19 protein-coding genes are annotated in these 26,422 nt (G+C 39.3%); 12 read left to right on the top strand and 7 right to left on the bottom strand.

Features of this window, described 5'->3' with window-relative positions:
- The first annotated feature begins 5 nt into the window (after positions 1-5).
- From HCG49_RS15675 to HCG49_RS18700, 3 genes are all read left to right on the top strand, one after another.
- Positions 6-1,730, top strand: a complete 1,725-nt coding sequence (locus HCG49_RS15675) for a SulP family inorganic anion transporter (RefSeq protein WP_168470471.1) — start codon at positions 6-8, stop codon at positions 1,728-1,730.
- Between the two features lie 106 nt (positions 1,731-1,836).
- Positions 1,837-3,246, top strand: coding sequence for an MBL fold metallo-hydrolase (locus tag HCG49_RS15670; protein ID WP_168470470.1), 1,410 nt, complete (start codon positions 1,837-1,839; stop codon positions 3,244-3,246).
- 347 nt (positions 3,247-3,593) lie between these two features.
- Positions 3,594-3,722 carry a hypothetical protein gene (locus HCG49_RS18700; RefSeq protein ID WP_262482966.1) on the top strand — a complete coding sequence of 43 codons (129 nt, stop codon included), beginning with the start codon at positions 3,594-3,596 and terminating at the stop codon, positions 3,720-3,722.
- A gap of 46 nt (positions 3,723-3,768) precedes the next feature.
- On the opposite strand, the gene HCG49_RS15665 is transcribed toward HCG49_RS18700, so the two are convergent.
- The 4 genes from HCG49_RS15665 to HCG49_RS15650 all read right to left on the bottom strand — a co-directional run bounded on the left by HCG49_RS15665 (position 3,769) and on the right by HCG49_RS15650 (position 10,136).
- Entirely contained in the window at positions 3,769-5,130 is a 1,362-nt protein-coding gene (locus HCG49_RS15665) for an exonuclease domain-containing protein (protein WP_168470469.1), read from the bottom strand.
- A gap of 1,009 nt (positions 5,131-6,139) precedes the next feature.
- Entirely contained in the window at positions 6,140-6,292 is a 153-nt protein-coding gene (locus tag HCG49_RS15660; RefSeq protein ID WP_168470468.1) for a hypothetical protein, read from the bottom strand.
- 87 nt (positions 6,293-6,379) lie between these two features.
- Entirely contained in the window at positions 6,380-9,343 is a 2,964-nt protein-coding gene (locus HCG49_RS15655; protein ID WP_168470467.1) for a histidine kinase, read from the bottom strand.
- Positions 9,330-10,136 carry a LytR/AlgR family response regulator transcription factor gene (locus HCG49_RS15650; protein WP_168470466.1) on the bottom strand — a complete coding sequence of 269 codons (807 nt, stop codon included), beginning with the start codon at positions 10,134-10,136 and terminating at the stop codon, positions 9,330-9,332. The genes HCG49_RS15655 and HCG49_RS15650 overlap by 14 nt, the downstream gene beginning before the upstream one ends.
- A gap of 426 nt (positions 10,137-10,562) precedes the next feature.
- On the opposite strand from HCG49_RS15650, the gene HCG49_RS15645 reads away from it, so the two are divergent.
- The 6 genes from HCG49_RS15645 to HCG49_RS15620 all read left to right on the top strand — a co-directional run bounded on the left by HCG49_RS15645 (position 10,563) and on the right by HCG49_RS15620 (position 19,826).
- Positions 10,563-11,360, top strand: coding sequence for a helix-turn-helix domain-containing protein (locus tag HCG49_RS15645; protein WP_168470465.1), 798 nt, complete (start codon positions 10,563-10,565; stop codon positions 11,358-11,360).
- Positions 11,361-11,438: 78 nt separating this feature from the next.
- Positions 11,439-12,623, top strand: a complete 1,185-nt coding sequence (locus tag HCG49_RS15640; protein WP_205764420.1) for an MFS transporter — start codon at positions 11,439-11,441, stop codon at positions 12,621-12,623.
- A 17-nt stretch (positions 12,624-12,640) separates the two neighbouring features.
- Positions 12,641-14,062, top strand: a complete 1,422-nt coding sequence (locus tag HCG49_RS15635) for an amidohydrolase family protein (RefSeq protein ID WP_168470464.1) — start codon at positions 12,641-12,643, stop codon at positions 14,060-14,062.
- 495 nt (positions 14,063-14,557) lie between these two features.
- Positions 14,558-16,705: a cation:proton antiporter gene (locus HCG49_RS15630; RefSeq protein WP_168470463.1), complete on the top strand. Its 2,148-nt coding sequence runs from the start codon at positions 14,558-14,560 to the stop codon at positions 16,703-16,705.
- A gap of 466 nt (positions 16,706-17,171) precedes the next feature.
- Complete coding sequence (locus HCG49_RS15625) at positions 17,172-18,608, top strand: sulfatase (protein ID WP_168470462.1); 1,437 nt, start codon at positions 17,172-17,174, stop codon at positions 18,606-18,608.
- A 108-nt stretch (positions 18,609-18,716) separates the two neighbouring features.
- On the top strand, positions 18,717-19,826 hold the full coding sequence (locus tag HCG49_RS15620) for an SGNH/GDSL hydrolase family protein (protein ID WP_168470461.1): 1,110 nt from the start codon (positions 18,717-18,719) through the stop codon (positions 19,824-19,826).
- A gap of 215 nt (positions 19,827-20,041) precedes the next feature.
- Here the strand turns inward: HCG49_RS15620 and HCG49_RS15615 are convergent, their stop codons facing one another.
- Positions 20,042-21,286, bottom strand: a complete 1,245-nt coding sequence (locus HCG49_RS15615; protein ID WP_168470460.1) for an amidohydrolase family protein — start codon at positions 21,284-21,286, stop codon at positions 20,042-20,044.
- Positions 21,287-22,032: 746 nt separating this feature from the next.
- On the opposite strand from HCG49_RS15615, the gene HCG49_RS15610 reads away from it, so the two are divergent.
- The gene (locus HCG49_RS15610; RefSeq protein ID WP_168470459.1) at positions 22,033-22,491 is read left to right on the top strand and encodes a GNAT family N-acetyltransferase; all 459 of its coding nucleotides are present in this window, start codon (positions 22,033-22,035) and stop codon (positions 22,489-22,491) included.
- A gap of 112 nt (positions 22,492-22,603) precedes the next feature.
- Here HCG49_RS15610 and HCG49_RS15605 read toward each other — a convergent pair whose 3' ends face one another.
- On the bottom strand, positions 22,604-23,281 hold the full coding sequence (locus HCG49_RS15605) for a class I SAM-dependent methyltransferase (RefSeq protein WP_168470458.1): 678 nt from the start codon (positions 23,279-23,281) through the stop codon (positions 22,604-22,606).
- Between the two features lie 90 nt (positions 23,282-23,371).
- Positions 23,372-23,572, bottom strand: coding sequence for a hypothetical protein (locus tag HCG49_RS15600; protein ID WP_168470457.1), 201 nt, complete (start codon positions 23,570-23,572; stop codon positions 23,372-23,374).
- A 515-nt stretch (positions 23,573-24,087) separates the two neighbouring features.
- Here HCG49_RS15600 and HCG49_RS15595 point away from each other — a divergent pair.
- The gene (locus tag HCG49_RS15595; RefSeq protein WP_168470456.1) at positions 24,088-24,609 is read left to right on the top strand and encodes a YybH family protein; all 522 of its coding nucleotides are present in this window, start codon (positions 24,088-24,090) and stop codon (positions 24,607-24,609) included.
- Between the two features lie 783 nt (positions 24,610-25,392).
- Positions 25,393-25,791: an SRPBCC domain-containing protein gene (locus HCG49_RS15590; protein ID WP_317167510.1), complete on the top strand. Its 399-nt coding sequence runs from the start codon at positions 25,393-25,395 to the stop codon at positions 25,789-25,791.
- Positions 25,792-26,422 lie beyond the last annotated feature (631 nt).

Raw genomic sequence — 26,422 nt, 5'->3', positions numbered from 1 at the left:
GGGGAATGAACAGGTTTTTACCTTTTTTGGAGTGGCTTCCCAAATACAATAAGCAGAAATTTGGAAACGATGTTGTGGCGGGGTTTACCGTAGGGGTAATCCTAATTCCACAGGGAATGGCCTATGCCATGATTGCGGGCCTTCCGCCCGTTTATGGGCTTTACGCATCCTTATTGCCAGCGCTTGTATATGCTTTTTTAGGCACTTCTAGGAATGTAGCCGTCGGCCCTGTGGCCATGGATTCTTTGTTGGTAGGGGCAGGATTGGGAACCCTGGCCATTGTTGGAATAGAGAATTATATTGCAACAGCCTTACTATTATCTTTTATGGTAGGAGCGTTTCAGCTTGTCTTGGGACTTTTTAGGATGGGGTTTTTAGTCAATTTTATGTCCAGACCCGTCATTAGCGGCTTTACTTCTGCCGCGGCCTTGATTATAATTTTTAGCCAGATAAAGCATTTGCTGGGATTAAAGATGGAAAATAGCAGTAAATTCCACGAATTGGTGCTCCATGCCTTTGAAAAAATACCCGAAACTAATTTTTACGATTTGGCCATTGGGATGGTGGGGATATTTACCATAGTACTATTTAAAAAGTGGTTTAAAAAATTCCCGGCCATTTTATTAGTGGTCGTTGCCAGTATATTATCGGTATATTATTTTGAGCTCGAAGCCTATGGCGTGGAGGTGGTAGGCAAGGTGCCTTCTGGTTTTCCTTCCTTCCAATTTCCAATGATTGATATGGCTCTGATTAATGATATTTGGCCCATAGCTTTAACCTTGGCTTTGGTGGGCTATTTAGAGACTATATCCATAGGGAAAGCCCTAGAGGAAAAAGCCAAGTTAGAAACCATAGAGCCAAACCAAGAATTGGTAGCCTTGGGGACCTCCAATATAGTAGGGTCTTTTTTCCAGGCCTATCCGGTGACCTCTAGCTTTTCTAGATCGGCGATAAATTATGAGGCAGGAGCAAAAACGACCATAGCGTCTATAATTTCCGTGGCCATGGTAGCCCTGACCCTTTTGTATCTTACCCCCTTGTTTTATCATTTGCCCAATGCTGCCCTAGGGTCTATTATAATGGTTTCTGTTTTTAGCCTTATAGATGTAAGCTACCCTAAAAGTCTGTGGAAGGCCCGAAAAGATGAATTTATGGTGCTGCTAATTACCTTTTTCTTTACCCTGTCCATGGGGATCGTCGAAGGTATCCTGATAGGGACGCTCCTTTCTTTATTATTGATGGTGTATAGGACCTCTAAACCCCATTTTGCAGTTTTGGGGAAGCTGAAAGATTCTGATTATTATAAAAATATAAACCGTTTTGGAGAGGATGTGATCATTCGCGAAGACCTGTTGATCGTACGCTTCGATGCCCAACTATATTTTGGCAATTCGGTATACTTTAAAAGTAAGTTGCTAAAATATATCCAAGCAAAAGGCGAACCGCTAAGAGCAGTGATATTAAATGCCGAAGCCATTAATTATATAGACGATTCTGCCTCCAATATGCTGATGAGTGTTTTGGAAGAAATGCAAAAAAAGAACCTTCACTTGTATATAGCAGGGGCTATCGGTCCGACAAGGGATATTATATTCCGAAGTGGTCTGATCGATTATTTGGGAAAAGAAAATCTTTTCATTACCATCAAAGAGGCAGTGGCCTATCATGATGATCCTAATTCCGGGCCTTCCTTATGGGCAAGAGTAGCACACCAAAACCTAAGCAACTAAAGTTACTTATAGAGTAATAAAGAAGCTGTAATTTTGGGGTACAGAAAATAAATAGAGATTTTTTTAGGGATATGATTCCTGAGTATAAATATTAAAAGTTAATAGTATGAATATAGAACAAATATATACGGGTTGTTTAGCACAAGGCGCCTATTACATAGAAAGTAAAGGAGAGGTGGCTATCATAGATCCATTACGGGAAATAACACCATATTTAGAAAGGGTAAAAACAGATAAGGCAGTTGTAAAGTATATTTTTGAAACTCATTTTCATGCCGATTTTGTCAGCGGCCATGTAACCCTATCCAAGGAAACCGGTGCACCTATAGTTTTTGGGCCCTTGGCAAATCCGTCTTTTGATGCAATAATTGCTACCGATGGACAGGAATTTCCTTTAGGCGATATTACTATAAAAGTATTGCATACCCCTGGGCATACTATGGAAAGTACTACCTATTTATTGAAAGATAAAAACGGGAAGGACCATGCCATATTTTCGGGAGACACCTTGTTCTTAGGAGATGTAGGGAGACCAGATTTGGCCCAGAAAGCTGCTGATATGACCCAGGAAGATTTGGCTGGGATCTTATTTGACAGCCTTAGAAATAAAATAATGACACTGTCAGATGATGTTATCGTGTACCCCGCACATGGTGCAGGATCTGCATGCGGGAAGAACATGATGAAAGAAACAGTGGATACCTTGGGGAACCAGAAAAAAATGAACTATGCCCTGAGAGCAGATATGACCAAGGAAGAGTTTGTAAAAGAGGTAACCGATGGATTGTTGCCTCCTCCAAAATACTTCCCATTAAACGTTCAAATGAACAAAGAAGGGTATGAAGATATAGCCGAAGTGCTCGAAAGAGGAACCACAGCACTTACACCAGAAGAATTTGAAGAGGCAGCCAATGCTACCGATGCGGTGATTTTGGATGTACGCCACCAAAGCGAATTTGTAAAAGGCTATGTGCCTCGTTCTATTTTTATTGGCCTAGACGGTGGGTTTGCACCATGGGTAGGAGCTTTAATAGCCGATGTAAACCAAACGATTTTATTGGTAGCCCCGGAGGGAAGGGAAGAAGAGGCTTTAATTAGACTCTCCCGTGTAGGTTTCGATGGTACTATTGGGTACTTAAAAGGGAGTTTTGAGGCTTGGAAAACTTCGGGTAGAGATTATGATACCATTACGTCCTATCCTGCAGAAGAACTTAAAGAAACATTATCCGATAAAAATATTCCGGTTTTCGACGTGCGAAAAGAAACAGAATATTTGTCAGAACATGTTATTGATGCCGACAATACGCCTTTAGATTTCTTAAATAACCATATGGGACAGTTTCCCAAAGAAGAGACCTTCTACGTACATTGCGCTGGTGGTTATAGATCGGTAATTGCAGCTTCCATATTAAAAAGCAGGGGTATCCATAACCTAATCGATGTTGGGGGTGGCTTTGCCGCAATTAAAAAAGCAGGGGTAGCTGTCACCGAATATGTGTGCCCAACAAGCTTGTAAATACTGATCAATAGTATAGGGGCTAATCCCCATAAGGACACCATGTCATTATAAAGGACTGAACGTCCAAGACCCCTCCTTTTTAATCAAAATTGGAGGGTTTTTTTTGCGGTATATTGTTGTAACACTAAAAATCGGGTTGCTGTTAAGAACAGTCGGTACCAAGCAATGAAAAGGAGCTGGTTTGGCAGGTGAATCGTAAATAACGATATGTGTCAGCAGATTAAAACACTAGCAAGGACCTTAGAGACCATGATTCCTGATTTTATTGGAAAAATGATATTTGTCATATTTTTTTGATGGCCTTGTCGATATTTTAGCGGTTATAATTTTTTAGAAGGATCGCTATGATAGTAAATTACTTGCCACTGGTAAATTGGGGAAACGGAATAATAATGATCGCTATTTTCGGTGCCGTATGTGTCGGATTGGTAACTGTAGTACTGTTATTAATGTACGGTGACAAGAAAAAATAAGGCCGCGATTGGTCCGAACTTTTTTATTCCTGTACCAAGGCTGTTCTTAAATAATGTTTTTAGAAGGGTATTTCCGTAAGTAGGTAGCAATGATGTTTTTAATATCCCTATTGTCTTTTTGAGGGGCGATATAAGGATTCAATTCTTCAATAGTCTGCACCGAATGGTCTTTTGGAACAAAGCCATAGCCCTTATACAAGCCGTTGGAAATTAGGATAAATGCTTCCTCATCGGCATGCCTGCCTTTCTCCTTAATGCAAATATTTTGAAGGTTAGATGTTATTCCAACAATGGCGTCTTTGACCTTTTTGTTGTATTCAGAAATAGATTCCTCTCCTTTACAGATGCCCGCACAACTGCTAATTTTGTAATGCGAACAACTACTGGTGTTTTCTTGCAAATGGCAATATTTGGGACAGAGCTCAAAGTCTTGGCAGAGTTGTTCTAAAAACAACCTACACTCCGTGATATGGGGAAAGCTAAGCAATGGATTGGGGATTAATTTAAGCCTATTATAGGCCAAATGAAATATTCCATTTCTATCTTCATAGGTAAAAATACCGTATTCTTGAGCGTTGTTTTTTTGGCTTCTATTGTATTTTGGGAAATGTTTCTTAATGGCGGCAGATTCCATTAAAAGCGCAATTAATTCGTTACCCGATAATTCAAATCCGATATCATGTGTTTCTTGGCACAAACGGATTTCTTTGTTCGCCTTATTGTAAAAATGACCTAGGACCCTTTTTTTTATATCAATGGCTTTGCCGATATATATAATTTCGCCCTGGTTGTTTTTAAAATAATAGACCCCCGGCAAATTGGGGAGTTTTTCAAAAACCTCCATGGGCAAGGAGGGGGGTAGGGTGGCTTGCTGAGATCGTGCATTTAAGAAGGTATCAAATACCGTTTCGGCATTCTTGGTCTGTAGTAAATGTTGCAATAAGAGTACCGTGGCATGGGCATCGCCCCGGGCCCTATGCCTGTTGGTTAGGGGGATGTTTAGTGAAGAGCATAGTTTTCCTAGACTATAGGAATTATACCCTGGAATTAATTTTCTGGAAAGTCGTACGGTACATAGTTTTCTTCGGGAGAAAGGAATACCGATGGTCTCAAACTCGTGTTTTATGACACGATAATCAAAATTGACATTATGGGCAACGAAAATAGTGTCTTGTGTAATTTCCAAAATCCTTGTAGCGATGTCCTCTAGCTTAGGAGCATGGCGAACCATATCGTTATCAATACCAGTTAACCCAGTGATAAAAGTAGCGATCGGGCATTGCGGATTCACCAAGGAGGTAAATTCTTCGATGATTTCACGGCCATCAAACTTGAAAATAGAAATTTCCGTAATCTTATTGCCTTGGATACCGTTGCTAGTAGTTTCTATATCGACGATGGAATACATAAAAACGCTGTTTACAAGCCAGGGGTAATTAAAGTTATGGGATTTATTTGAGAAAAGCGTGCTCCTTTTCGGGGAAATTATGAGGTGTTGTGTTAGATGCTGATGTTTAATAATAGAAAGGGCAATTAGGGGTGGAATCTTTTAAGGAAGCTATGGCCATGGGAATTTCTATGGCCTATTGGGATACTCTTTTGGGCGTTCCCTCCTTCGGCGGGCGTGCCCTTGGCTATATCCCTTGCTCCGCTACGGGGATGCCGCCGCGGTCCCTAACGCGTAACATAGGAGGGTTGATGTAATATGCCAATTAGGAAAAGAGGCAAAGGAATCTATCCCAAAAAGCTGGTGAGAAGAAAGTTAATTGGGCAAAAAAAACACTAGAAATACTTGTAATTCGAAATCTATAACAAAGGGAAAACATCTTTATGATTTCTTATTCATTATATTTAAGAAAGAAAGCGGAAAAGATGATCCTGGCAAAATGGACAATAATATTTTTTGGGATATTCCTAATAGGGGTTGGTTTTTTGATGGTTTTAGCTCCTATAAATACCAGGAAAATCATAAAGAAAGCCGCAAGTACAAATCTGATACATTATACCGAGATCAGTATACGATTGCTGCCGGCAATTGCTATGATCGTGTACGCAGATATGTCAGATTTCCCCATCGCGTTTAAAATCTTCGGGGGTATAATGGTAGTAACTTCTATAGTGTTGTACTTTGTGCCTTGAAAAATGCACCATCAGTATGCACTAAAATGTGCGGCAGTATTAAAACCAACGATTATAAGGCTACTCTCGCCATTTGCAATTCTTACGGGAAGCTTATTGATTATAAGTGTGAACTGAATTTTTGGGAGCTATCGACTTGTAAAAATCACAAAAGACTTGATAACTTTTAAGTTGGTTGAAGTGCTAAAATGATGCAGCCATGAAAACGGATTAATCTGGTGGAGCATAATAAAAGGGTATGCTGTCGTTCTCTAATGGACTATAGATTTGTAGTTGTATTAGTAATAATCTTCATTCGCAATTTTAGCCCAGGAATGAGAGGTCATCGCTGCAGTATGATGGGTAATCACACATATCGGAGGCGTAGTAAATTTTGAAATTAAAGAGTCGTTTCTGGTAATACCACAGGACACACATTTATAGGTTGCCATAATGATGTAATTTTAAGATTTGAACGTAATTTAAAGATCATTCTACTCTTAAAAAGTCCTAATATATAAACGTCAGTTTTTTTTGGATTAACGCTCTGGGTCTAGGATTACGGTTACTTCAGTCCCGCTATTGGTATAGATCAGGTTAAGGGTCGCATCTACATCATAACCTAATAATTTTAAACGTTCCTTTACCAAAGCCAGTCCTTTGGAGGTGTGTAGGGGCGTGGCTCTTTTACTTTGCTTGCCTATACCGTTGTCCTTAACCCTACATTTTAATAGTTTAGTATCGGTATACTGAAACGACAGGGTGAGGGTAGGATTTTTTATCCGTTCTGGAAAAGCGTGTACAAAAACATTTTCTACGAACGGCTGCAAGATCATAGTTGGTATTTTTGTGGCGTACAGGTCTACGGAATCGTCAACAGTAATGGAAACCTTAACCCGCTTTTGATACCGAATATTTTCTATTTCAATATAGTTAGTCAAATACTCCAACTCATCTTCCAAACTAATAAAAGGAAGGCTAGAGTTGTCCAAATTTGTACGGATTAATTGCGAAAACTTACCAAGGTATCGGATGGCCTTCTCTTTGTCATTACTAGCTATATAATGTTGAATGGAATTTAAGGTGTTAAAAATAAAATGAGGATTCATCTGTGCCAATAGGGCTTCCATTTTAGTTTCTTCTACCCTTTTTTGAAACAGACTTTTTTGGTGTTCAAAACGATTGTTTTTTCGGATTTCATTTTTAAAATAGGCTATAATCACCCCTATAAAAAACAAGGCAAGAAGGCATGTAAACCACCATTTTTTATAATAAGGAGGCGATATTTCAAATCCTAGCAGGGCTTTTTCCGTATGGAAACCGGTACTTGCATCGGTGATTTTAACAGCTATATTGTAAGTGTTAGGCTCCAAATAAGGAAAAAACAATTCTGGTTCTGTAGAAGGGCTGCTCCATGCTTCAGATGGGTGCAGCCTGTATTGATACCGTAATTTATTGGGGTAGGGGTGCTTATTGGTTTTAAAGGTTATTCGAATAGAATTCTGGTCGTGATCAAAAAGGAATTTTTCGAGAGTTTTGTTGGCCGTGAGCTTATAACTACTATCGCGGACCTTTAAGGTTGTAGGGTAAACATTGGTGATTGAGGAGTTCATGTGCGTAAACCTATCAAGAAGAACAGAATAAAATCCGTTTTTGCTTCCAACATATAACTTGTTATTTATGACTTCGGCAGAAAGTAAGGGTGGTTTTAGTCCCTGTTCATGGTCTAAAAAGATTAAACTTCCATGATTGATAATGTTCAATCCTTTTTCTGTTCCTATCAATATATTATTCCCGTAGCTCTTTAAAAAAGTAATGTTGTTTCCATGAATTTTCGCCCGTGGTATTTTTTCTATAACCTTAAAATCTTCCTTTCCATCTTCTACGATATAGACGTCTCCTTCTTCATTGGATATCGCCAAATTATTCCCAACTGCTGTGATGTGTCTTAAATTTTTTTCATTCCAAAGGCCGTCCTTATAATAAGACCGGAATCTTTTTTCATAGCTAAAAAGACCATGGAACACGGAAAGCAAATAGGTTTTGTGTTCGTTTCTATAAGAACCTACCACTGAGGTGGGGGTATGGACATCTTCTTCAGAATAATAGGTGTATTCTAAAGGGGCTAGATTGGAGTAAATTCGCAAGGAATGATAGGGGTGGGTTTCTATAAGTTGGTTGTCTGGGCTAAAGTTAAACTCTAAGGTATGTAAGGGGAGATAGGCTAAAAAAACGCCCTGTTTATCAAAACGGTAGATTCCTATAGAAGTATTGATCCAATAATCTGTCAGATGGTTCTTAATGGAATATAGTTTAATGTCGGTTGCTTTAGTGTCATATTTTAACTCATAAAAAAAGTCTTCGTACTTGGGAAGCTTATTGCTGTGGGTTGCAACGTATTGTTGAGACCATTTTTTTAATTCCTGGGGCGTTATAGTCTTGGTGTCAATCTCTAATTTATCATTATATAATATCGCCCTACTTTGGTCAGTATGGGCAAAACCCAACACAGTTTCATTTTCTTTGGGATGAAAAAGAACCGATTCATTTAACTCAATTTCATAAAAACCATTGTTTAAAGTTCCTACATAGAGTTTCTCCAGGTCTGGATCATAAGCAAAGGTGGTAATTTTTTGACTTTCTATGCCCATTTTAGCAGTCATGGATACCATAGAATCGTTCACTATTTCATACACCCCACCAGTATTTTCATACATGCCCCAAGCGGCAGCAAATAGTCGGTTTTTTTTTGTTTTCTGGTAACCCCAAATAACAGAAGTTCCCAAAGCTCTAGGGTCGGGATGATTCGCAGGAGATAGAAAGTCTAGAAGATGGTGTTTTTGAAAAAAACCTTTGTTGCTCAGGAATATGGAATCGTTTTCGATATGGGCGCCATAAAGAAATTGCTGATCGTTAACCAGCGTCATGGACATATGGTCATTGTTCAATTCAATTTTATAGGTCCCCGACCTATAAGAAACAGCATACACTTGGTCTTTATAAACAAAGAATTCACTGATTCTGAATAATTGATCGGAGTTTTCCAGGGTTTTAGAATGTATGGCCATGGTTTTGATATCTATGATAGAAATACCATCGCTCGTTCCCACATAGAGAAAACCATTAATATGGAGCATTTTGGTTATTTCATCGTGGATAAGACCATCTTTTTTGCTATAGGTCGTAAAGTTTTTGCCATCGAATCTGCTGATGCCGCCGCCATAGCTACCAAACCACATATTGTCCTGGTTGTCTTGTGCTATGGCCCAAGTACTGTTCATGGCCAAGCCGTCTTCGGTAAAAAAATAGCTGAAATTATTGTTTTGTTTTTTTGCCACCCCATTGTTAGTAGCAATCCAAAGGATATCCTGACTGTCTAAAAATAGCGCCCGTACCGTATTATTTGGTAGTTCCCCTTCGGCCGAATAATGAATAGAAGGATATGTTTGTGCTAAACATACCCATTGGAATAAAAGGAAGAATATAAGGTTAATCTTTTCCAAACAGTTCTTTTAAAAATTCGGCTTCTTTTCTATGTGCTACTGGAATAGTGAAATTGTCCGTTAACTCTGCAAGTTTATCAAATTTATTATAGCGTTTTACGGCATCCATTTTAATCAGAAAAGATTTATGGACTCTTTTGAACAAGGTTTTGGGAAGTAATTCTTCTACGGATTTTAAGGATTTGGTAACCAGAACCCTATTTTCTTTGATCATTTGAATCGTAGTGTAATTCCCGTCCGATTCACAGTATATAATATCCTTGGTATGGATGCATTCTACGCCGTTGCAGGTATAGAATGCTATTCTGTGGTGATGATTGGTGTTCTTTTCCTTTTCTAGGTGTTCCAATAATACCTTCATCTGCTCTCCTTGAGAGCCTTTTGTAGGTCTGTTTTTTAAATATTTGTGGATGGCTTCGCGAAAGATATCCGTATCGATAGGCTTTAACAGATAATCTAAAGCGCTACAACGGAAGGCCTTTATGGCATACTGGTTATAGGCAGTAACAAAAATTACTTGGAAATTAATTTTTGAAAAGTATTTAAAAAGTTCAAAGCCAAATTCTTCGGGCATTTGTATGTCCAAAAAAACTAAATCGGCGTCAAATTCCTGAATAGCCTTTACCCCATCTTTTACAGAAGAATAAGACCCCACAATGGTGTAGTTTTCCGGAAAATATTCTTCCAACATATTTGTCAACAATGAACGGGCGATAAATTCGTCATCGATGATTACAATTTTTGTCATAATAGATAAGGATAGGTTTACTTTTTCATTATAATATTTTCTCAAAAGTAGGATTTTTATTCTATAAAAAGTATAGTATTTATGTCGAGGCAATCATACAAATAAAAAAATGGGACTTTTTAGTCCTATTTAGGATTACAAAGCTTTTATGTAAAAATTTCTAAGGGGCTAATGCTTACCTATATAGAGTGTAGGTAAGTAAAAACAGTAATTTACAAGGAAGATTCCAAAAAAAAATATTTTTTCATGAGTTTACTACCTTTGTAAGGAAAAACAAATTTTTTAAGAAGTTTAATTTGTAGGATAAGGGGCAACTTTCCTAATTTTTTATCGCGTGTCAATTTTCACGGACAGACCAATATTTTCGAAGGTACTTTCCCCCGTCATACCTTCATAATGCCCAGCTTTATTTCCCTTTAAAATTAAGGGCGATACGTTATCTTTGTACCTATGGGGCTACCGATTCTTGGTATGAGTGATATTGTAAACCTTTCCTTTGATAAGGAAGCATTTAATATTATTCACCATCGGCCCATTAATATGCCCGTGATAGAGGCTGCACACAAGCACGATTTTTTTATGATCCTTCTCATCACCAAAGGCAGCGGCACCCATACTATAGATTTTAGGCCCCTGGAAGTAAAGGAGAAGGTTGTTTTTTTCCTATCCCCGGGACAGGCCCACGAATGGAAAATGTCTGCCGACACCTTTGGGTGGCAACTGATGTTCAGCAATAAGATTTTGCTTTCAGACGGACATCTATGGCCTTTATTTTCGCCCCGGTCCAATTCTTTTTTGGAACTCACTGAAGCTCAAAACGCACAATTGCTGCATGAATTGCAAGCCTTTAAACACGAGACATCGGCCAGTATAATTCAACATAGGCTGCAAATTGTTTTGCATCTTTTACAGGGATGGCATACCAGCGCCTACCCCGGGGATCAGCATTCGGCAAAAAATCATATCCTTAACCGTTTTCTAATACAGCTAGAAGAGCATTATACCGAACAGCACAGTGTAGGGTTTTATGCCGACCAACTTCATGTGAACGCTAGTTATTTGACCCAGGTCTGTAGTGCGATGACCAACCAATCTGCTGGGGATCATATTAGGGAAAGGCTACTGCTAGAAGCAAAACGCCTGCTTGCATTGACCGATACGGATGTTAAAGGAATAGCCTATGACTTAGGATTTAAGGATACCTCTTATTTTTCGCGCTTCTTTAAAAAATATACCGACCTTACTCCAGTAGAATTTAGGGAACAGTAGGTGATAGTACCTTCACTGCCATAGTGAGTACCATTCATTCAAGGGAAACATCTGTAATTTTGGCGCAAATTTTTCCAAATGCAAAAAGTAGCACAGATAGATGCTTCGGCATCTAGCAGTAATCTGAGCGGGATGTTAATTTTACTGATGGCAGTTACCTGTGGGGTAGTGGTGGCCAATATATATTATAATCAACCTTTGCTTATCCAAATCGCCGAGACTTTTGGCGTAAGCGAACAACGGGTAAGTTGGATCGCTACCATCACCCAGGTTGGCTATACCCTTGGTTTGTTTTTTGTTGTTCCTCTAGGCGATAAAGTGGAGCGCAAGAAACTTATTCTAATAAAACTCGTTGGTGCCGCTCTAGCCCTTTTTGCGGCAGCAATGGCCGGTAATTTTTACGTACTCCTTGCCGCTAGTTTATATATAGGGTTCTTTTCTGCCGTTCCTCAATTGTTACTGCCCATGGCTGCAAGTCTAGCCAATGATAAGAATAGGGGGAAAGTACTGGGACAGGTGATGAGCGGACTCCTGGTAGGGATTTTATTATCTAGAACACTGAGCGGATTTATGGGAGCTGCCTTTGGTTGGCGCACTGTATTTTATTTTGGGACCTTGGTAATGATATTGCTCATGGCCTTGTTATATTGGAAACTCCCAAAAAATGAACCCGAATTTTTGGGTAGCTATGGCGGACTAATGCGTTCCATGCTGGGGTATATAAAAGAACTCCCGGTGTTGAGAACAGCGGCAGTAACCGGATTCTTTATGTTTGGGGCCTTTAGTATTTTCTGGACGACCTTGGTTTTTTTACTAGAAGGCAAGCCGTTCTTTTATGAAAGCGATATGGTGGGGCTATTTGGTCTTATTGGTACTTGTGGTGCTTTAGCAGCCCCGATGGCAGGGAAATGGATTGATAAAAAAGGAGCCCAATTCGCTATAAGGATTGGCATTTTTGCCGTTTTTCTGGCTTTCGTAGTGATGGATTTCTCGGCAACCTCCTTATTAGGGTTAATCCTTGGGGTGGTATTGCTCGATATCGGTCTGCAAGTGACCCATGTATCCAATCAGTCAAAAGTTTTTGCCCTAGTGCCCGAAGCAAGGAGTAGGCTAAATACCATTTATATCTCTGCTTCCTTTGCCGGTGGTTCTATAGGTTCCTTGATGGGTGCCATGGCATGGACCTATTGGCATTGGACCGGCGTATGTGTGCTCGGAGCCATTTTTGTCGCCATCGCATTGGTGATCAACCTAAGAAAATAACCATCTAAACATTACATATGAAAACTATTTTAAGTACTTTTTTACTTCTTATCGCAGCTGCTTTCGCAAGGGCACAAGATAAAGCCGTAGATCTTATTATTCATTCCGTAAAGGTGATGGATATCCAAACCGGAAAAATACAAAAGGACCGAGCTATTGTAATTCAAGACGAACAGATCCTTGCTGTAATTCCCAATAAGAAAGTTAAGCACTATAAAACCAGCGAGCTCATCGATGGGGGAAATCGTTTTGCCATGCCCGGACTATGGGATATGCACGTGCATTTTGGAGGCGATAATATTGTAGAAGAAAATAAAAACCTACTGCCCTTGTATTTGGCGCATGGGGTTACTACCGTACGGGATTGTGCCGGTGATATTAGTGACAAGGTTATTGAATGGCGTGAAGCCATTAACGAGGGCAGTCTAAACGGGCCTACTATATTTACTTCTGGTCCAAAAATAGAAGGCATCAATTCTATTTGGCCAGGGGATCTGGAAATAGGATCTAGTTCAGAATTGTTCCAGGCCCTGGATTCTTTAGAAACATTGAAAGTCGATTTTGTGAAAATCACCGACAACACCCTTAGTCCACAACTTTATTTAGAAGCCTTAAAAGAGGTGCGTAAAAGAGGTTGGGAAATTACAGGGCATTCTCCTGGGGTACTGACCTTGCAAGAGGTGATGGATGCCGGATTGAGTGGTGTGGAGCACATCTATTACGCATGGAGAGCCGGTGTAAAAGATGAAGCGAGTTTAGCAAAGAGTATTGAAAAAGGCGAAATTAGAGGTCGTGCCGTTAACGAGTATATCCTTGAGAATTTTGATACGGCCGCTGCAATGCGTACCTATAGAGAAATGGCCAAAAAAGGTGTGGCCGTTACCCCAACCCTAAACAGTAGCCATACCGTAGTATTTCTAGATCAAAACGATCATAAAAACGATCCTTACCTGCAGTATATAGGCGAAGGATTGCAACGTACTTACGAATGGCGTGTAAATAGGGCAGCACAGGACGATGCGGCTGCTATAGCAAAAAGACACGAGGTGTTTGAGAAATCGGCATCTATTTTACCCCTTTTACAAAAGGCAGGTGTTAAGATTATGGCCGGTACAGATGCCGGATACCTAAATTCTTTCAATTTCCCTGGAATAGGAATCCACCAGGAATTGGCCCTATTGGTGCACTATGGCCTAACACCCTTGGAGGCGCTACAAGCATCGGTCATAAATTCACCAGACTTCCTGCATAAAAATAATTATGGGGAAATAGCCACAGGCAAAAAAGCAGATATAGTGTTGCTAAATGATAACCCGATAAAGGATATTAAAAATACACAAAGTATACATGCCGTTGTTGCTAAAGGGATTCATTATGATAGAACTGCTCTAGACCATATGTTGGAAGAAGTAAAAATAAAGGCGGCGGAGACAAAATAAGGCGTCTGGTTTTATTCTTACTTTTAAGCCCAATGCAAAGGAACGCCTCTTTGTATTGGGCTTAATTATTGGTCGCAATATTAAAAGTTGATAGAAGTAATAGGAAGCGGGAACAGATACGGTCTCAATAGAAAGAAGTTCCGCGTTAGGGATGGCGGCGGCATCCCCGCAGCGTAGCAAGGGATATAGCCAAGAGCCCGCCCGACGAAGGAGGGAACGCCCAAAGAAAAAAAGCTAATAGGGATCTGGAGATGATTTTCGATTAAAACTTAATGTTTTTACTTTTTAGGATTCTTAAGGGGCTGACAATGAGTCGGTAACGGAGGCTGTTTATGTTTTCTTAAAAAAAATAAATCAGTCCATAATTCACGTATATTGCCCGGCAATTACGATGGTCTTACAAAGGAAATAAAGAGGAATAGAAAAAAAGTAAGGCAGCAGTTTGTTCCCTAAAGGACGGAGAATTGCGCTATATTAATTACTAAATCACGCTATATGTTATTTTTAACCAGCTTTGATCCCAGCTTGCCGCTAACAGATCCGGTATTGAAATTTCTCCTTATCCTGGTCATTATATTATTTGCCCCCATCCTTCTGAACAAATTAAAAATCCCCCCGCTTTTGGGACTTATTATTGCCGGTGCCGTTATTGGGCCCAATGGCTTTTTTCTGATGGAACGCGATAGCAGTATTATTCTTTCGGGGACGGCCGGACTGCTGTATATTATGTTCCTTGCCGGATTGGAAATTGATCTGGGCGATTTTAAAAAAAACAGTAAAAAAAGCCTGGTCTTTGGGGCATATACTTTTTTGATTCCTATGGTTTTGGGGACGCTAACAGGTATTTATATGTTACAATTTTCATTGCCCAGCGCTATTTTGTTGGCCAGTATGTTCGCTTCCCATACCTTAATTGCCTACCCACTGATCAGTAAATTGGGAGTCGCTAAGAACAGAGCGGTGAATCTTACCGTAGGCGGAACAATGATCACCGATACCTTAGCTTTATTGGTGCTGGCGGTAATCGTAGGCATGTCTGCCGGAGAGGTAAATACTGCCTTTTGGGTACGATTAACGGTTTCTATTCTGGTATTTGGACTTATAGTAATGTTTATTTTTCCAATCATAGGCAGTTGGTTTTTTAAGCGGTTCGACGATAATGTGGCACAATATATATTTGTGCTGGTAATGGTATTCTTAGGAGCCGTGCTGGCCCAATTAGCCGGCATAGAAGCGATTATAGGGGCCTTTTTAACAGGCCTGGCCCTTAATAGGCTAATTCCACATACCTCTCCCTTGATGAATAGGATAGACTTTGTGGGGAATGCCATTTTTATACCCTTCTTCCTAATAGGAGTAGGAATGCTCATAGATTACCGGGTGTTTTTTAAAGACTGGGAAACCCTTAAAGTAGCGGGGATAATGATTGTAGTGGCTACTTCTGCGAAATTTATTGCCGCCTGGCTGACCCAAAAAACCTATCGATTATCGAATGACGAAAGAAGGTTGATTTTTGGCTTGAGCAATGCGCAAGCGGCAGCAACCTTGGCGGCCGTATTAATAGGGTATAATATTATTGTTGGGGAAACCGCCGATGGGGAGCCTATTAGGCTGCTGAGTGAAAGCGTTTTAAACGGGACCATTTTAATGATCTTATTTACCTGTACCCATGCCTCTTTTGTGGCACAAAAAGGAGCTAAGAATATGGCCCTTTTAGAAGTTTCGGATACCAATATAGACGATGCCGACGATTATGAAAATATCCTTATCCCAATAAGCAATACCGAAACCACGGATGAGCTGATCAATTTAGGGGTGACCATACAGTCTAAAAAAAGCAAGGAAAGTTTGTATGCCCTGAGTATTATTAACAACAATACTACCGATGGGGCGGCAGAAAAAAATGCTAGGAAAATATTGAACAAAGCGGCAGTGACAGCATCGGCAACAGATAACAACCTGCACCAATTGCTGCGCTACGACCTTAATATAGTAAACGGAATAACCAGCGTGGTAAAAGAACATAAGATCACCGATTTAATTTTGGGCCTCCATATTAAAAAAGGGATCTCAGATTCTTTCTTGGGAAATTTGACAGAGGGGATTCTGACCAAGTGTAATACTACCACACTGATCTATAAACCTACCCAGCCATTTGGTACCATTAAAAGAAATATTATTCTGGTGCCAGAGAAAGCAGAAAAAGAAATGGGCTTTGCTTTTTGGTTGGTTAAAGTGTGGAATATATCTCGTAATTCCGGAGCAAAACTGGTGTTTTACGCCACAGAGGCAACCTTAAAATATATAAAGGAAATACATGTAAAGCATCCCCTTGAATGCGAATTCAACCAGTTTGACGATTGGGACGAATTTTTAATCCTAGCAAAGGATTTTCATAAAGACGATAATTTGATCATTGTGATGAGCCGAAAGGATAAGCCATCATATCAGAGTAGTATGGAAAAAATACCGGGGTATTTAAATAAATATTTTCGGGACAATAGCTTTATTCTTATCTATCCCAAACAAGCGGGTGTTGCCGATACCACCCCAATAGACTTGATGAACCCGGCCCTTACAGAGCCCCTAGAGAAACTTGATGAAATAGGGGTGACGATAGCACGACTGTTCCGAAGAAAGTAAGGATAGTGCACAGGAACAAGCTTATAAGGCAGATGTATTTCCAAGATAATAATGAACGTGGGATTTTTAATCGCCATCGGCCTTTTTATACTATGGAGCACAATCGGAAAGTACGGGTTTAGCAGGTCGTACTGCTGAGGTAAAATTTTTAACATTCTAATAGGTATAAGCATGGTGCTTTGGGCGTTCCCTCCTTCGTCGGGCGGGCTCTTGGCTATATCCCTTGCTACGCTGCGGGGATGCCGCCGCCATCCCTAACGCAAAAAATAATTGTAGGCCTTGATAAGGGCGTGCCCCTGATTATTTGGATTATCTAGCTCCATGTAGATTGATGTAGCGATCCTTTGTCCTTTACTTACAATACTTATATTTATGGATTAGAATAAAAAGGTTGTAGGTTCCATTGAAATGCGAATAGTTTTCATAACCATAAAGAATACTATATTACTCATATAAATAAATATTAATGCTAATTAAGAAAATATTACTACCTATTTTTGGGATCGTTTTAGGGGTGTTATCGATGACGGCTTGCCAAGAACCAGAACGCGTGCAAAAACCCAATGTTTTGTTGATTTGTGTAGACGATCTGCGTCCTGAGCTAAAAAGTTTTGGAGCAAATTATATTCATTCTCCCCATATGGACGCCTTGGCACAAAAGGGTGTCTCTTTTCAGAACCACTATGTAAATGCGCCTAGTTGCGGACCTTCTCGTTACACCTTATTAACAGGTTTGTACGGGCCTTCTAGTAATAATGCCCTTTTTATGCGGGCCGATAAAATAGCACAAGGCAAGGATAAGGTGGCACCTAGTATGCCCGAGTGGTTTAGGACACAGGGCTATACCACGGTGTCTGTGGGCAAGGTATCGCATCACCCTGGCGGTAGGGGCGGTGCTAATTGGAACGATAGTACCATCATTGAAATGCCAGCGGCCTGGGACAAACAGCTGATGCCCGTGGCCCAATGGGAACATCCGCGGGGGGCCATGCATGGATTGGCACATGGGGAAATCCGTAAAAATGCCAAGGACATGGCCGTTTTTCAGGCCGTAGAAGGCAATGATGCCATTTATCCCGATGGGGCTATTACCAATGAAGCCTTGGCACAATTAAGAGAACTTGCCACAGATAGTGACAAGCCTTTTTTTATGGCTGTAGGAATTATAAAGCCGCACCTGCCGTTTGGAGCGCCAAAATCGTATTTAGAGCAATACAAAGAGGTAGCCCTTCCGGAGACACAACATCCTCAAAAACCAGTAGGAAGAACCACTTGGCATGCCTCCGGAGAATTTAACCAATACAATTTATGGGGCAAGGATCCCAATATCGATACGGATTTTGCCGATGAAATACGGAGGCATTATGCGGCTGCCGTGAGTTATGCCGATGCCCAGGTAGGAAAAATTCTGGCCGAATTAAAACGTACCGGAGCCGATAAAAATACCATAGTGGTGCTATGGGGAGACCATGGGTATCACTTGGGAGAACATGCTATTTGGGGAAAACACAGCTTGTTCGAAGAGTCATTGCATTCTCCTATGGTCATCCATTACCCCGGTATGTCCCAAGCAGGCGAAAATACCAAGGCCATCGTGCAGACACTTGATGTCTTTCCCACCCTATGTGATTTAACGGGCGTTGCCATGCCTGAGTTTGTACAGGGAGTATCCCTTAGGAACATATTGGAAGAACCGACAACTGCAGGTGGTTTTGCAATCTCGTATTTCAATGATGTTAGCTCTATAAGAACCAAAACACACCGTATGATATTTCATAAGGATGGTTTTGTAGAACTGTACGACCATACCACTGCAGAAGGAGAAACCAAAAATATAGCCGATCAACAGTCCGCTGTGGTACAGGAACTAAAACAAGCCTTACAAGCAAATCTGAAACGATAATTCGCGCTGCATTAAAATATAAGAGCAGTTATTGTCATATTCCAGGGAATACTGAATTACAAAACCAAAGGAGAGCACATTTGGACACTTAAAACACAACATAAAATTATGAAGAAAATACACCTACTATCGCTGCTGCTTTTTGTGGCTCATATTTCTTTTGCACAAGAGAAAACTGAACTAAAGTGGTGGAACCCTGCTAATAACGAGTTTCCTGTTATTGCAGGTCAGGCTTGGGCTAAGGAAGTAAGATCTGTGTACCACCGACTGCCAGAGAGGTCGGAAGAAAAGCTAAGAAAGGCCGTATGGGAATTATCAAAGCAGTCAGCAGGCTTGTCCATCCGGTTCCGGTCCAATGCCAATAGCATTCAAGTAAAATACAAACTAAAAGGAAGCGTAGCCATGCCACATATGCCGGCAACGGGAGTAAGCGGCTTAGATTTATATGGGAAGATTAGTGATGGGGAATGGTTTCGTGCTTGGGGGGGCTACCATATCGATGGCATAAGCAGTTATACCTTTAAAGTAGATGGAGATGCCCAATCCGATATGAAGAAGGGAAGGGAATTTCAATTGTTTTTACCCTTGTACAATGAGGTAGAGACCTTAGAAATAGGGGTTGATGAAACATTTATTCTTGAGCCCTTGCCCCTAAGAAAAGAGAAAGCCATTGTGGCCTACGGTACTTCTATTTGTCAGGGCGCCTGTGCTTCCCGGCCCGGGATGGCATGGACAAATATTGTAGAACGGAAATTAGGAGTGCCGGTGGTTAATCTTGGGTTTTCTGGAAATGGCAGATTGGAACCAGCACTGGTAGATTTAATGACAGAAATTGATGCTAGCGTATATATTTTAGACTGTTTGCCAAACCTGAGTCCGGATAGGGACGATACCTATAGCCTAGCTATGGAAGCCGTGAAGAAGTTAAAAGCTATAAGGCCAGATGTTCCCGTTATATTGACGGCACACCTAGGATATGCCAACAGTTTTACGAACAGAAATAATAGTAGTAAGACCAAAATCTTGAATAAGGAATTGGGCAGGGCTTTTGACAGCTTAAAAGCAGCGGGTTTTACCAAGGTATACCTCTTGACAAAAGAGGACCTGGGGTTTGTAGATGATATGTTTGTAGATTATATCCACCCCAACGATTATGGAATGATACAGTATGCAAGTGTTTATGAAAAATTAATACGTGATATTTTGAATATACCCTAAAGGAAGTACGGTTCGCACAGCCCCTCATACACACCGTTCTGCTCAGAATAACCATTTCCATTTCTAGGGAAGGGTTCATTTACCCCATTTTTTTGAGGAATTAATGGGTAGTAGCGAAGAAGGGAGGGGTATCTAAACTAAAAAAGGACTGTTATCGTGGTTGATAACAGTCCTTTTTGGATGCTTTTATGATATTGAAAATCACGGAAACAAATTTAAAGGATTAAAGGAATTTCATATTCCGGTTCTCTTCGGCGGAATAAGAATTCGCCTTTTCGTACAGATGCCAATACTTCTACTCTTTTACGAATAGCTTCAAAAACCGAAAATTCGTTGACCACTATAAAGTTGGCCGGTTTGCCTACATCTAAACCATATTGATCTTCTAGCATCATCGTTTTAGCACCGTTATAAGTTATCAAATTGAAAGCGGTTTCTAATTCTGCGAATGAAGCAACCTGAGTTAAGTGAATACCGTTGTCTAGGATATTCATCATATTTCCATTACCTAGTGGATACCAAGGATCATTGATGGAGTCTTGTGCAAAGCATACATTGATACCTTCTTGTAGAAATTCTTTTACTCGGGTCAGTCCACGACGCTTGGGATAAGTATCTTGACGCCCCTGTAGATAGGCATTTTCTGTAGGGCATGAAATAAAGTTGATACCGCTGGCCTTAAATAAACCCATCATGCGAAAAGCATAGGCATTGTCAACACTGCCAAAGGAACATGTATGACTGGCAGCTGTTTTAGGACCAATACCTTCTATCATCACCAAGGCATTGAGTAGTTCGACAAAACGCGACATGGGATCATCCGTTTCATCACAGTGCACGTCAATCATTTTGTCATGTTTTAGGGCAAGCTCTACAATACTGTGTACAGATTTATCACCGATTTCACGGGCCCATTCGAAATGCGGAATGCCTCCTACACAATCGGCACCCATCTTTAGGCCTTCTTCAACCAGTTCATAGCCGCCTTTATAGGCGTACATCCCTTCTTGAGGGAAAGATACAATTTGGATGGTTACTAAATCCTTCAGTTCTTCCCGCAGTTCGAGCATCACCTCCATCCCCAGAAGTTTTGGGTCTGTCACGTCGATGTGGGTACGGATAAATTGGACACCCTGAGAAACCTCTTCCTGGATGGCAGTCAATGCACGTTCTTTAGCATCTTCTTTCGTTTGTGATTTTTTGATATTATGCCAACGTGCAATACCTTCGAAAAGTGTTCCTGAGTTAATTTTCCCTCCGTCATTACGTCCGGTATATACATAGTCCAAATGTAAATGGGGATCTACATAAGGAGGTAAAACAAGTTTTCCATTGAGGTCGATTTCTTCTTCACACTTGGGCAAGTTAGTTCCGATCTGAATGATTTTTCCATCTTCTACCACCATTTCGGTTGCTGCATCGTTGCGATAAAATTTCGCATTAAAAAACTTCTTTCTCATCTTAGAATGATTTTATGTAAATACTAATCAAACCCATGGGGTTTAACATAGTGAATGTTATTTGAATATTATTTGTTGGTCAATCAAATATGAACAGGACTTATACCTAAAATTGAACAAAGTTTCCGGTATAAGTTTTATTGGCTGAAGTCGACTCAAAATTAAAATATAAAAGAATACAATTTAACATTAGGACCCTATTGTTTAAGTTAAATCTTTCCTAAAGAACTATATATCAGTCAGATGATATCTTGTGAAGGGAGTGAAAGGATTCCCTCGAAAGAGAAGGGGTTTTATAAGCTCATTTTTACTCTATTTTTAATAATTACAAAAATCTATAACAGAATGGATTATAGATAAATACTCTTTCGAAATTGGTTTTCTGGCTAGGGATACCTGATTCATTTGAAAATTATAGCGCAACTTTGAAATACCTAGGGATAACTTAGGGCTCTTTGTGAACGTAGGCATGCTATCTATGGTAAGACGGTGCCATTCATCGCTTAAAGAGTTGTTAAGGTATGGGCCAGGGCCCATTATTTCTTGAATGCTGAATCAGGCCAAAAGTAAGATACTTTAATTCTAGATTTATGAGGGGGATTTCCTGTGTAAGTTTTGCATTTTTTTACCTTTGTACCTCTCAATACTATGGATACTTTAATATCGGTCTGAACTGCTAGTCCTACTATAAGTTTCCGGGATTTTTTACACGTGATAACCATAGGAGCTACGACTAAAAAGAAGGCATGATTAGAATAAAAAAAGCAACATTAGAAGATTTAAAAGTAGTCCATGAAATTGAAACATTGTGTTTTAAGGATGGAAGTTATCCGCTATTCGTTTTACGACAGCTTTTTGATATTTCTGAGGATTATTTTTTAATAGCCCAAGAGGGGGATGAAGTTTTAGGATATGTTTTGGGGAATCTTACGGCTAACACAAATCAGGGCTGGATTTTGTCTGTCGGTGTTCATCCAGCAGCTAGAGGAAGACAGATCGGAAAGAAATTAACGCAAGAGCTGATAACCCTATTGGAGGCCAATCATTGTAAGGAAATTTGTTTAACAGTGCATCCGGAAAACGCATCGGCACTCCAAATTTATAATAAGCTTGGATTTGAAACTTTTTTAGCCTCGGATAACTATTATTTAGACAATGAAGGGCGCTTACTTATGAAAAGGAAAGCTGAAGGTTTGGTACAGTGATTCGGATTATTTTATACGTGTGTTACAAATATAAGTTTGCCAAATCATATTTATGAGACATTCATCTGGGAAAAAATAGTTGAATATCCCCTTGGGACAATTAATGGGGAGCTTAAGAAGTTGTATAAAGGGTAGTTACGATTACTCCTTTACCATCCTTTAAAGTAACAGACAATAATTGTTTCTCTTCTTTTACCTTAAAATTAAAGGGTGGTGCTAATAGATTTATGCCGCTTTGTTTTTTGAGTCTAATTCCTTGTCCTGAAATAATCTCTTTGTTGGGTACAAAATCTCCTTCAGGTAAATGTTCTGTTAAAATAACATATTTAAAGGCAGTTAACTTATTCACGATACTTTGTACCTCGGTATTCGATAAATGTTGGAGTACCTGTCTTATGATAGCACAATCCCCAGACGGCAAATCAGCTACAGCAATATCCAAACAAAGGAATTCTAAATTCTCTTCTTTAAATTTTTCTTTATTGTATTCTATAAGGTCTGCTACGATATCTAGTGCAACATATTTTTTAGTATGTTGTACCAATTCTATTCCTACATTAAAATCGCCACAACCTAAATCACAGACCGTAAGTGGACTTTCAAAAGAGGTTAAAAATGATGTTACAGCAGCTAAATATGGAAATACTATTTCAGGATCATGTGATCCTTCACCTGAATAAAAATCAGCGTTGTTGCCACCCCAAAGTTTCATTTCATAGACCTGTTCCATGGCAGCTTTAGTAGGCCAAGGCTTTTTTTCTCTTTGGGTTGTATTTTCTTTTGTATTCATAAATTCCCTTTAGGTCAAAACATACTAAAAAAGGATGTTTAAAGGTGTCCCAATGTCTTTTAAATTGCCATTTACAGGTTTCTTGTCGTTTTATTTGCTTTTAAATAAGCCTAAAAGGAGAATCACCAGTCCCAAGCCAATGGCAATATAGGCCTTGTTGTCATTTTGAGCTTTAATAAGGTCTAAAGATCCTATACTTACTACGGTTTCTGGTACTATAAAGGTATATATTCCATATCCTAATAGCACAGTGCCGGCTACAACCAAAATTATTTTTATGGACTTATTCATATTTGCTATATGTTAATGGTTTAGTTAAACCAATTTCGTCATTATTATTTATAACACAAAAGTAGAACTACTTCTAGGATTTTGGGCTAAACAATTTTTCGGATTTTTATATAATTGATTCTTGAAACTTTCTCGTCATAGTGTATCGTTGCAATAATTACGTTTTTTATAAGAACACTTTTCTTTTACCCCAGGGCTAACAGCCTATACGTAGCGTTTATTTAAGATGGCATAAGGAAGTATGCCTTTCTTAGTTAAGGATAAACCAGATTAAAAGATTTCATAAAAAAACTGATTGCAAAAATAAAACGTGGGAGATATGGTTGGCTTCATTTATATGAATCACCAGGAAGGTCAACGGCAAACAAAACCAAAATTTGGGTTTAGATGTCGCAACGTACACCTCGGTATGAACAGTTTATACATGATTCTTAACAACCAGCATATAGGGAAATTTAGAGTCGTTTAAAATCCATAACTTACTGTACGATTAGTAATATGTAAACTGTGGAATTATGAAATCAAAACTCTTATTTACGCTATTGATACTTTTTGGAGTATTACTCATTTCCTGTAAAGAAAAGGAACAAAAAGTTGTAGAAACGCCAATAGACCTGATAAACGATGAATTTTCAGAAGCAATGCAGGAGGTTAAATTGACCATGGATAGTATTGCCCAAAGTGTAAAGGATGGCGATCTTGACAGGCTCATCTCTTTTCATGCATACAGCCCAAAGTTTACTGAATTTAAAAAAGGAGAACTGCGAAACGGTGGGACTGAAAATGAAGAATTTGAAAGGAATGTATTTGGCTCGGTTACTGAAATATTGAAATTTGATATGAATGATATGAAAATTGCGGTATACGATCAAGTGGCCAATATGACTTTTCACTCAGATTTCCATTTAAAATTCGAAGAAGACCTTGTCGTGGTCAATGATCAAATTTCATTGTTATTTGTTAAGACTAAAAACGGCTGGAGGATAGTACATGAACATCATTCCCCCTTAAAGAAGGATGAGAAGCTGGAAGAATAGGAATGACTTACGACAGTAAAATATATATTTAATAGCGCTACGAAGCGCGGCTGACACATAGCTTTTGGCAATCGGATTTAAATTATTCCCCCTCCTTATTAGCTAGCCTCCCTCGCTAATTTTTCTTGTGATAATCCTATATTTTCTTTTACCGGGAAATAGATTGTTTTGGCTTAGTGATGCGTGGCTCCTTACAAAAGGCGTAGCATCTTGGAGCATCCGGGCTTGTTGTGTTTTGAATACCTTTCGGGGCAGCTCGTAACCTTTAAATGGCCAAGGTGTCGTTTTTAGTAGTGAAAAACATCTTAGATTGGATGGTATCATTATTTTTAGTAAATTGGATTTCTTAATTTTATTTCATAATTAAATGTTTGGCGCGGCTTGCTAAGTGCTTTTACCAAGCCGCGCTTTTTTGTATACTTCATTCTATAATTATAGAGGCTACAACCTTCTATGGACATCCGGTTTGCAATTCATGTTGTTTCTAAAATTCTGGATCAAACGGACACCTAGGTGTTTTTGATAGCGAAAAATTGTGCACAAGCTATTCTTTAGATATTAGGCATAAATTTAGTGTTGGTTTAATTGGCAAACTCCTCCTTTTTCCCCTATGGCATTGCCGCAACTTATCCTTTAAGACTTAAAATTGATCGTTACCGGTTCATAGAGCACGGATATAAGCAGTTTATTTAGCATAAGGGTAATTAAGATGGAAAAGAGATATAAAACATCTAATTATTTAGATCCAACACTAGTACTAGATTTTGAAACCGAAGCGGATATATCAGCCTTTATAATGCTTGGACAGATTTGAAAACATTCCAGCAATGGTTTTTCCCAATAGGGTTTTCAGTTGTAAAAGCAGAACTTGATCCGAAAGTAGGGGGGGGTAGGATACATATGAAATCTCCCGAAGGTGTGGTGTACCCAACAAAAGGCGAGTACCTTTTACTGCAAAAATCAGATCGGATTGTTTACAAAGACTCTTGGGACGAAGATAGGGAAAACAATGTGCCGGTGACCACGGAAGTTAAATTCCAAACTATTGGAACAGAAACAAGGATAGTACTATATTCAAGTTTTGCGAATAACAAGCAAAAAGATCAAACAATGAAATCGGGCATTATAAATGGTTGGAAGATGTTTTTCCAAAACTTAAACAATGTTTTAAAAAATAAATAACGCATTTATCAGAAACCGTTATTTACCCAATATTCTCTACAATAATGAAAACTTAAAACAGCTTTTTAAAGGTTATAAGCGAGGGCACCCGCACCATTATAGATATAGATGAGGGGTTTACCTTTTGTCAGTTACTGCATGCATATAATTCAAAATAATTCTCCCTCCTCTTCTAATGCTATAGCTAGGTTTAATTAGTGTTACTTAGATTAGTTGCTTTAGAAGCAAACATAGCGGTCCGTGATTATGTTATTTCTTTTATGAGGATCGGATGCTAACCCACATGAGCCCATCCGAATAATAACATTCGCTTTGATGGATATTTGTAATGCTAAGGTAGTTTATCTAGACGATGAGGTTGGAGTAGGAGCGAATTCCTTTTACAGAAAATCACCATATTTATAGCGGAACATCATAGAGATGTTAAACAAAAACTGTTAGAAATATGAAGCCTAAAAAATATATAAATTAGCACCTAAAAGACCTGGTCAACATTGGATTGTAGGTTATTTGGGGTATCTTACTGGCGGGTAAAATTATTTCTTGTCAAATACCGGCTATGTTGGTTTGATGGAGGTAAATAGTATTATCCATGAGCGTAAAAAAAACAGGCGCTAGTCAGATATAAATA

Origin of the sequence: Arenibacter sp. 6A1 (assembly GCF_012272855.1) — a bacterium.
Lineage (GTDB): Bacteria > Bacteroidota > Bacteroidia > Flavobacteriales > Flavobacteriaceae > Arenibacter.
The sequence above is the reverse complement of the archived record's forward strand: the minus strand, read 5'-3'. Positions and strand labels throughout refer to the sequence as shown.

Bases quoted from the DNA above. Each gene is read 5' to 3' on its own strand.
- HCG49_RS15595 (WP_168470456.1), top strand. From the start codon at position 24,088: ATGAAATCAAAACTCTTATTTACGCTATTGATACTTTTTGGAGTATTA.
- HCG49_RS15670 (WP_168470470.1), top strand. From the start codon at position 1,837: ATGAATATAGAACAAATATATACGGGTTGTTTAGCACAAGGCGCCTAT.
- HCG49_RS18700 (WP_262482966.1), top strand. From the start codon at position 3,594: ATGATAGTAAATTACTTGCCACTGGTAAATTGGGGAAACGGAATAATA.
- HCG49_RS15605 (WP_168470458.1), bottom strand. From the start codon at position 23,281: ATGAATACAAAAGAAAATACAACCCAAAGAGAAAAAAAGCCTTGGCCT.
- HCG49_RS15635 (WP_168470464.1), top strand. From the start codon at position 12,641: ATGAAAACTATTTTAAGTACTTTTTTACTTCTTATCGCAGCTGCTTTC.
- HCG49_RS15625 (WP_168470462.1), top strand. From the start codon at position 17,172: ATGCTAATTAAGAAAATATTACTACCTATTTTTGGGATCGTTTTAGGG.
- HCG49_RS15610 (WP_168470459.1), top strand. From the start codon at position 22,033: ATGATTAGAATAAAAAAAGCAACATTAGAAGATTTAAAAGTAGTCCAT.
- HCG49_RS15615 (WP_168470460.1), bottom strand. From the start codon at position 21,286: ATGAGAAAGAAGTTTTTTAATGCGAAATTTTATCGCAACGATGCAGCA.
- HCG49_RS15675 (WP_168470471.1), top strand. From the start codon at position 6: ATGAACAGGTTTTTACCTTTTTTGGAGTGGCTTCCCAAATACAATAAG.
- HCG49_RS15600 (WP_168470457.1), bottom strand. From the start codon at position 23,572: ATGAATAAGTCCATAAAAATAATTTTGGTTGTAGCCGGCACTGTGCTA.
- HCG49_RS15660 (WP_168470468.1), bottom strand. From the start codon at position 6,292: ATGGCAACCTATAAATGTGTGTCCTGTGGTATTACCAGAAACGACTCT.
- HCG49_RS15665 (WP_168470469.1), bottom strand. From the start codon at position 5,130: ATGTATTCCATCGTCGATATAGAAACTACTAGCAACGGTATCCAAGGC.
- HCG49_RS15620 (WP_168470461.1), top strand. From the start codon at position 18,717: ATGAAGAAAATACACCTACTATCGCTGCTGCTTTTTGTGGCTCATATT.
- HCG49_RS15645 (WP_168470465.1), top strand. From the start codon at position 10,563: ATGAGTGATATTGTAAACCTTTCCTTTGATAAGGAAGCATTTAATATT.
- HCG49_RS15630 (WP_168470463.1), top strand. From the start codon at position 14,558: ATGTTATTTTTAACCAGCTTTGATCCCAGCTTGCCGCTAACAGATCCG.
- HCG49_RS15640 (WP_205764420.1), top strand. From the start codon at position 11,439: ATGCAAAAAGTAGCACAGATAGATGCTTCGGCATCTAGCAGTAATCTG.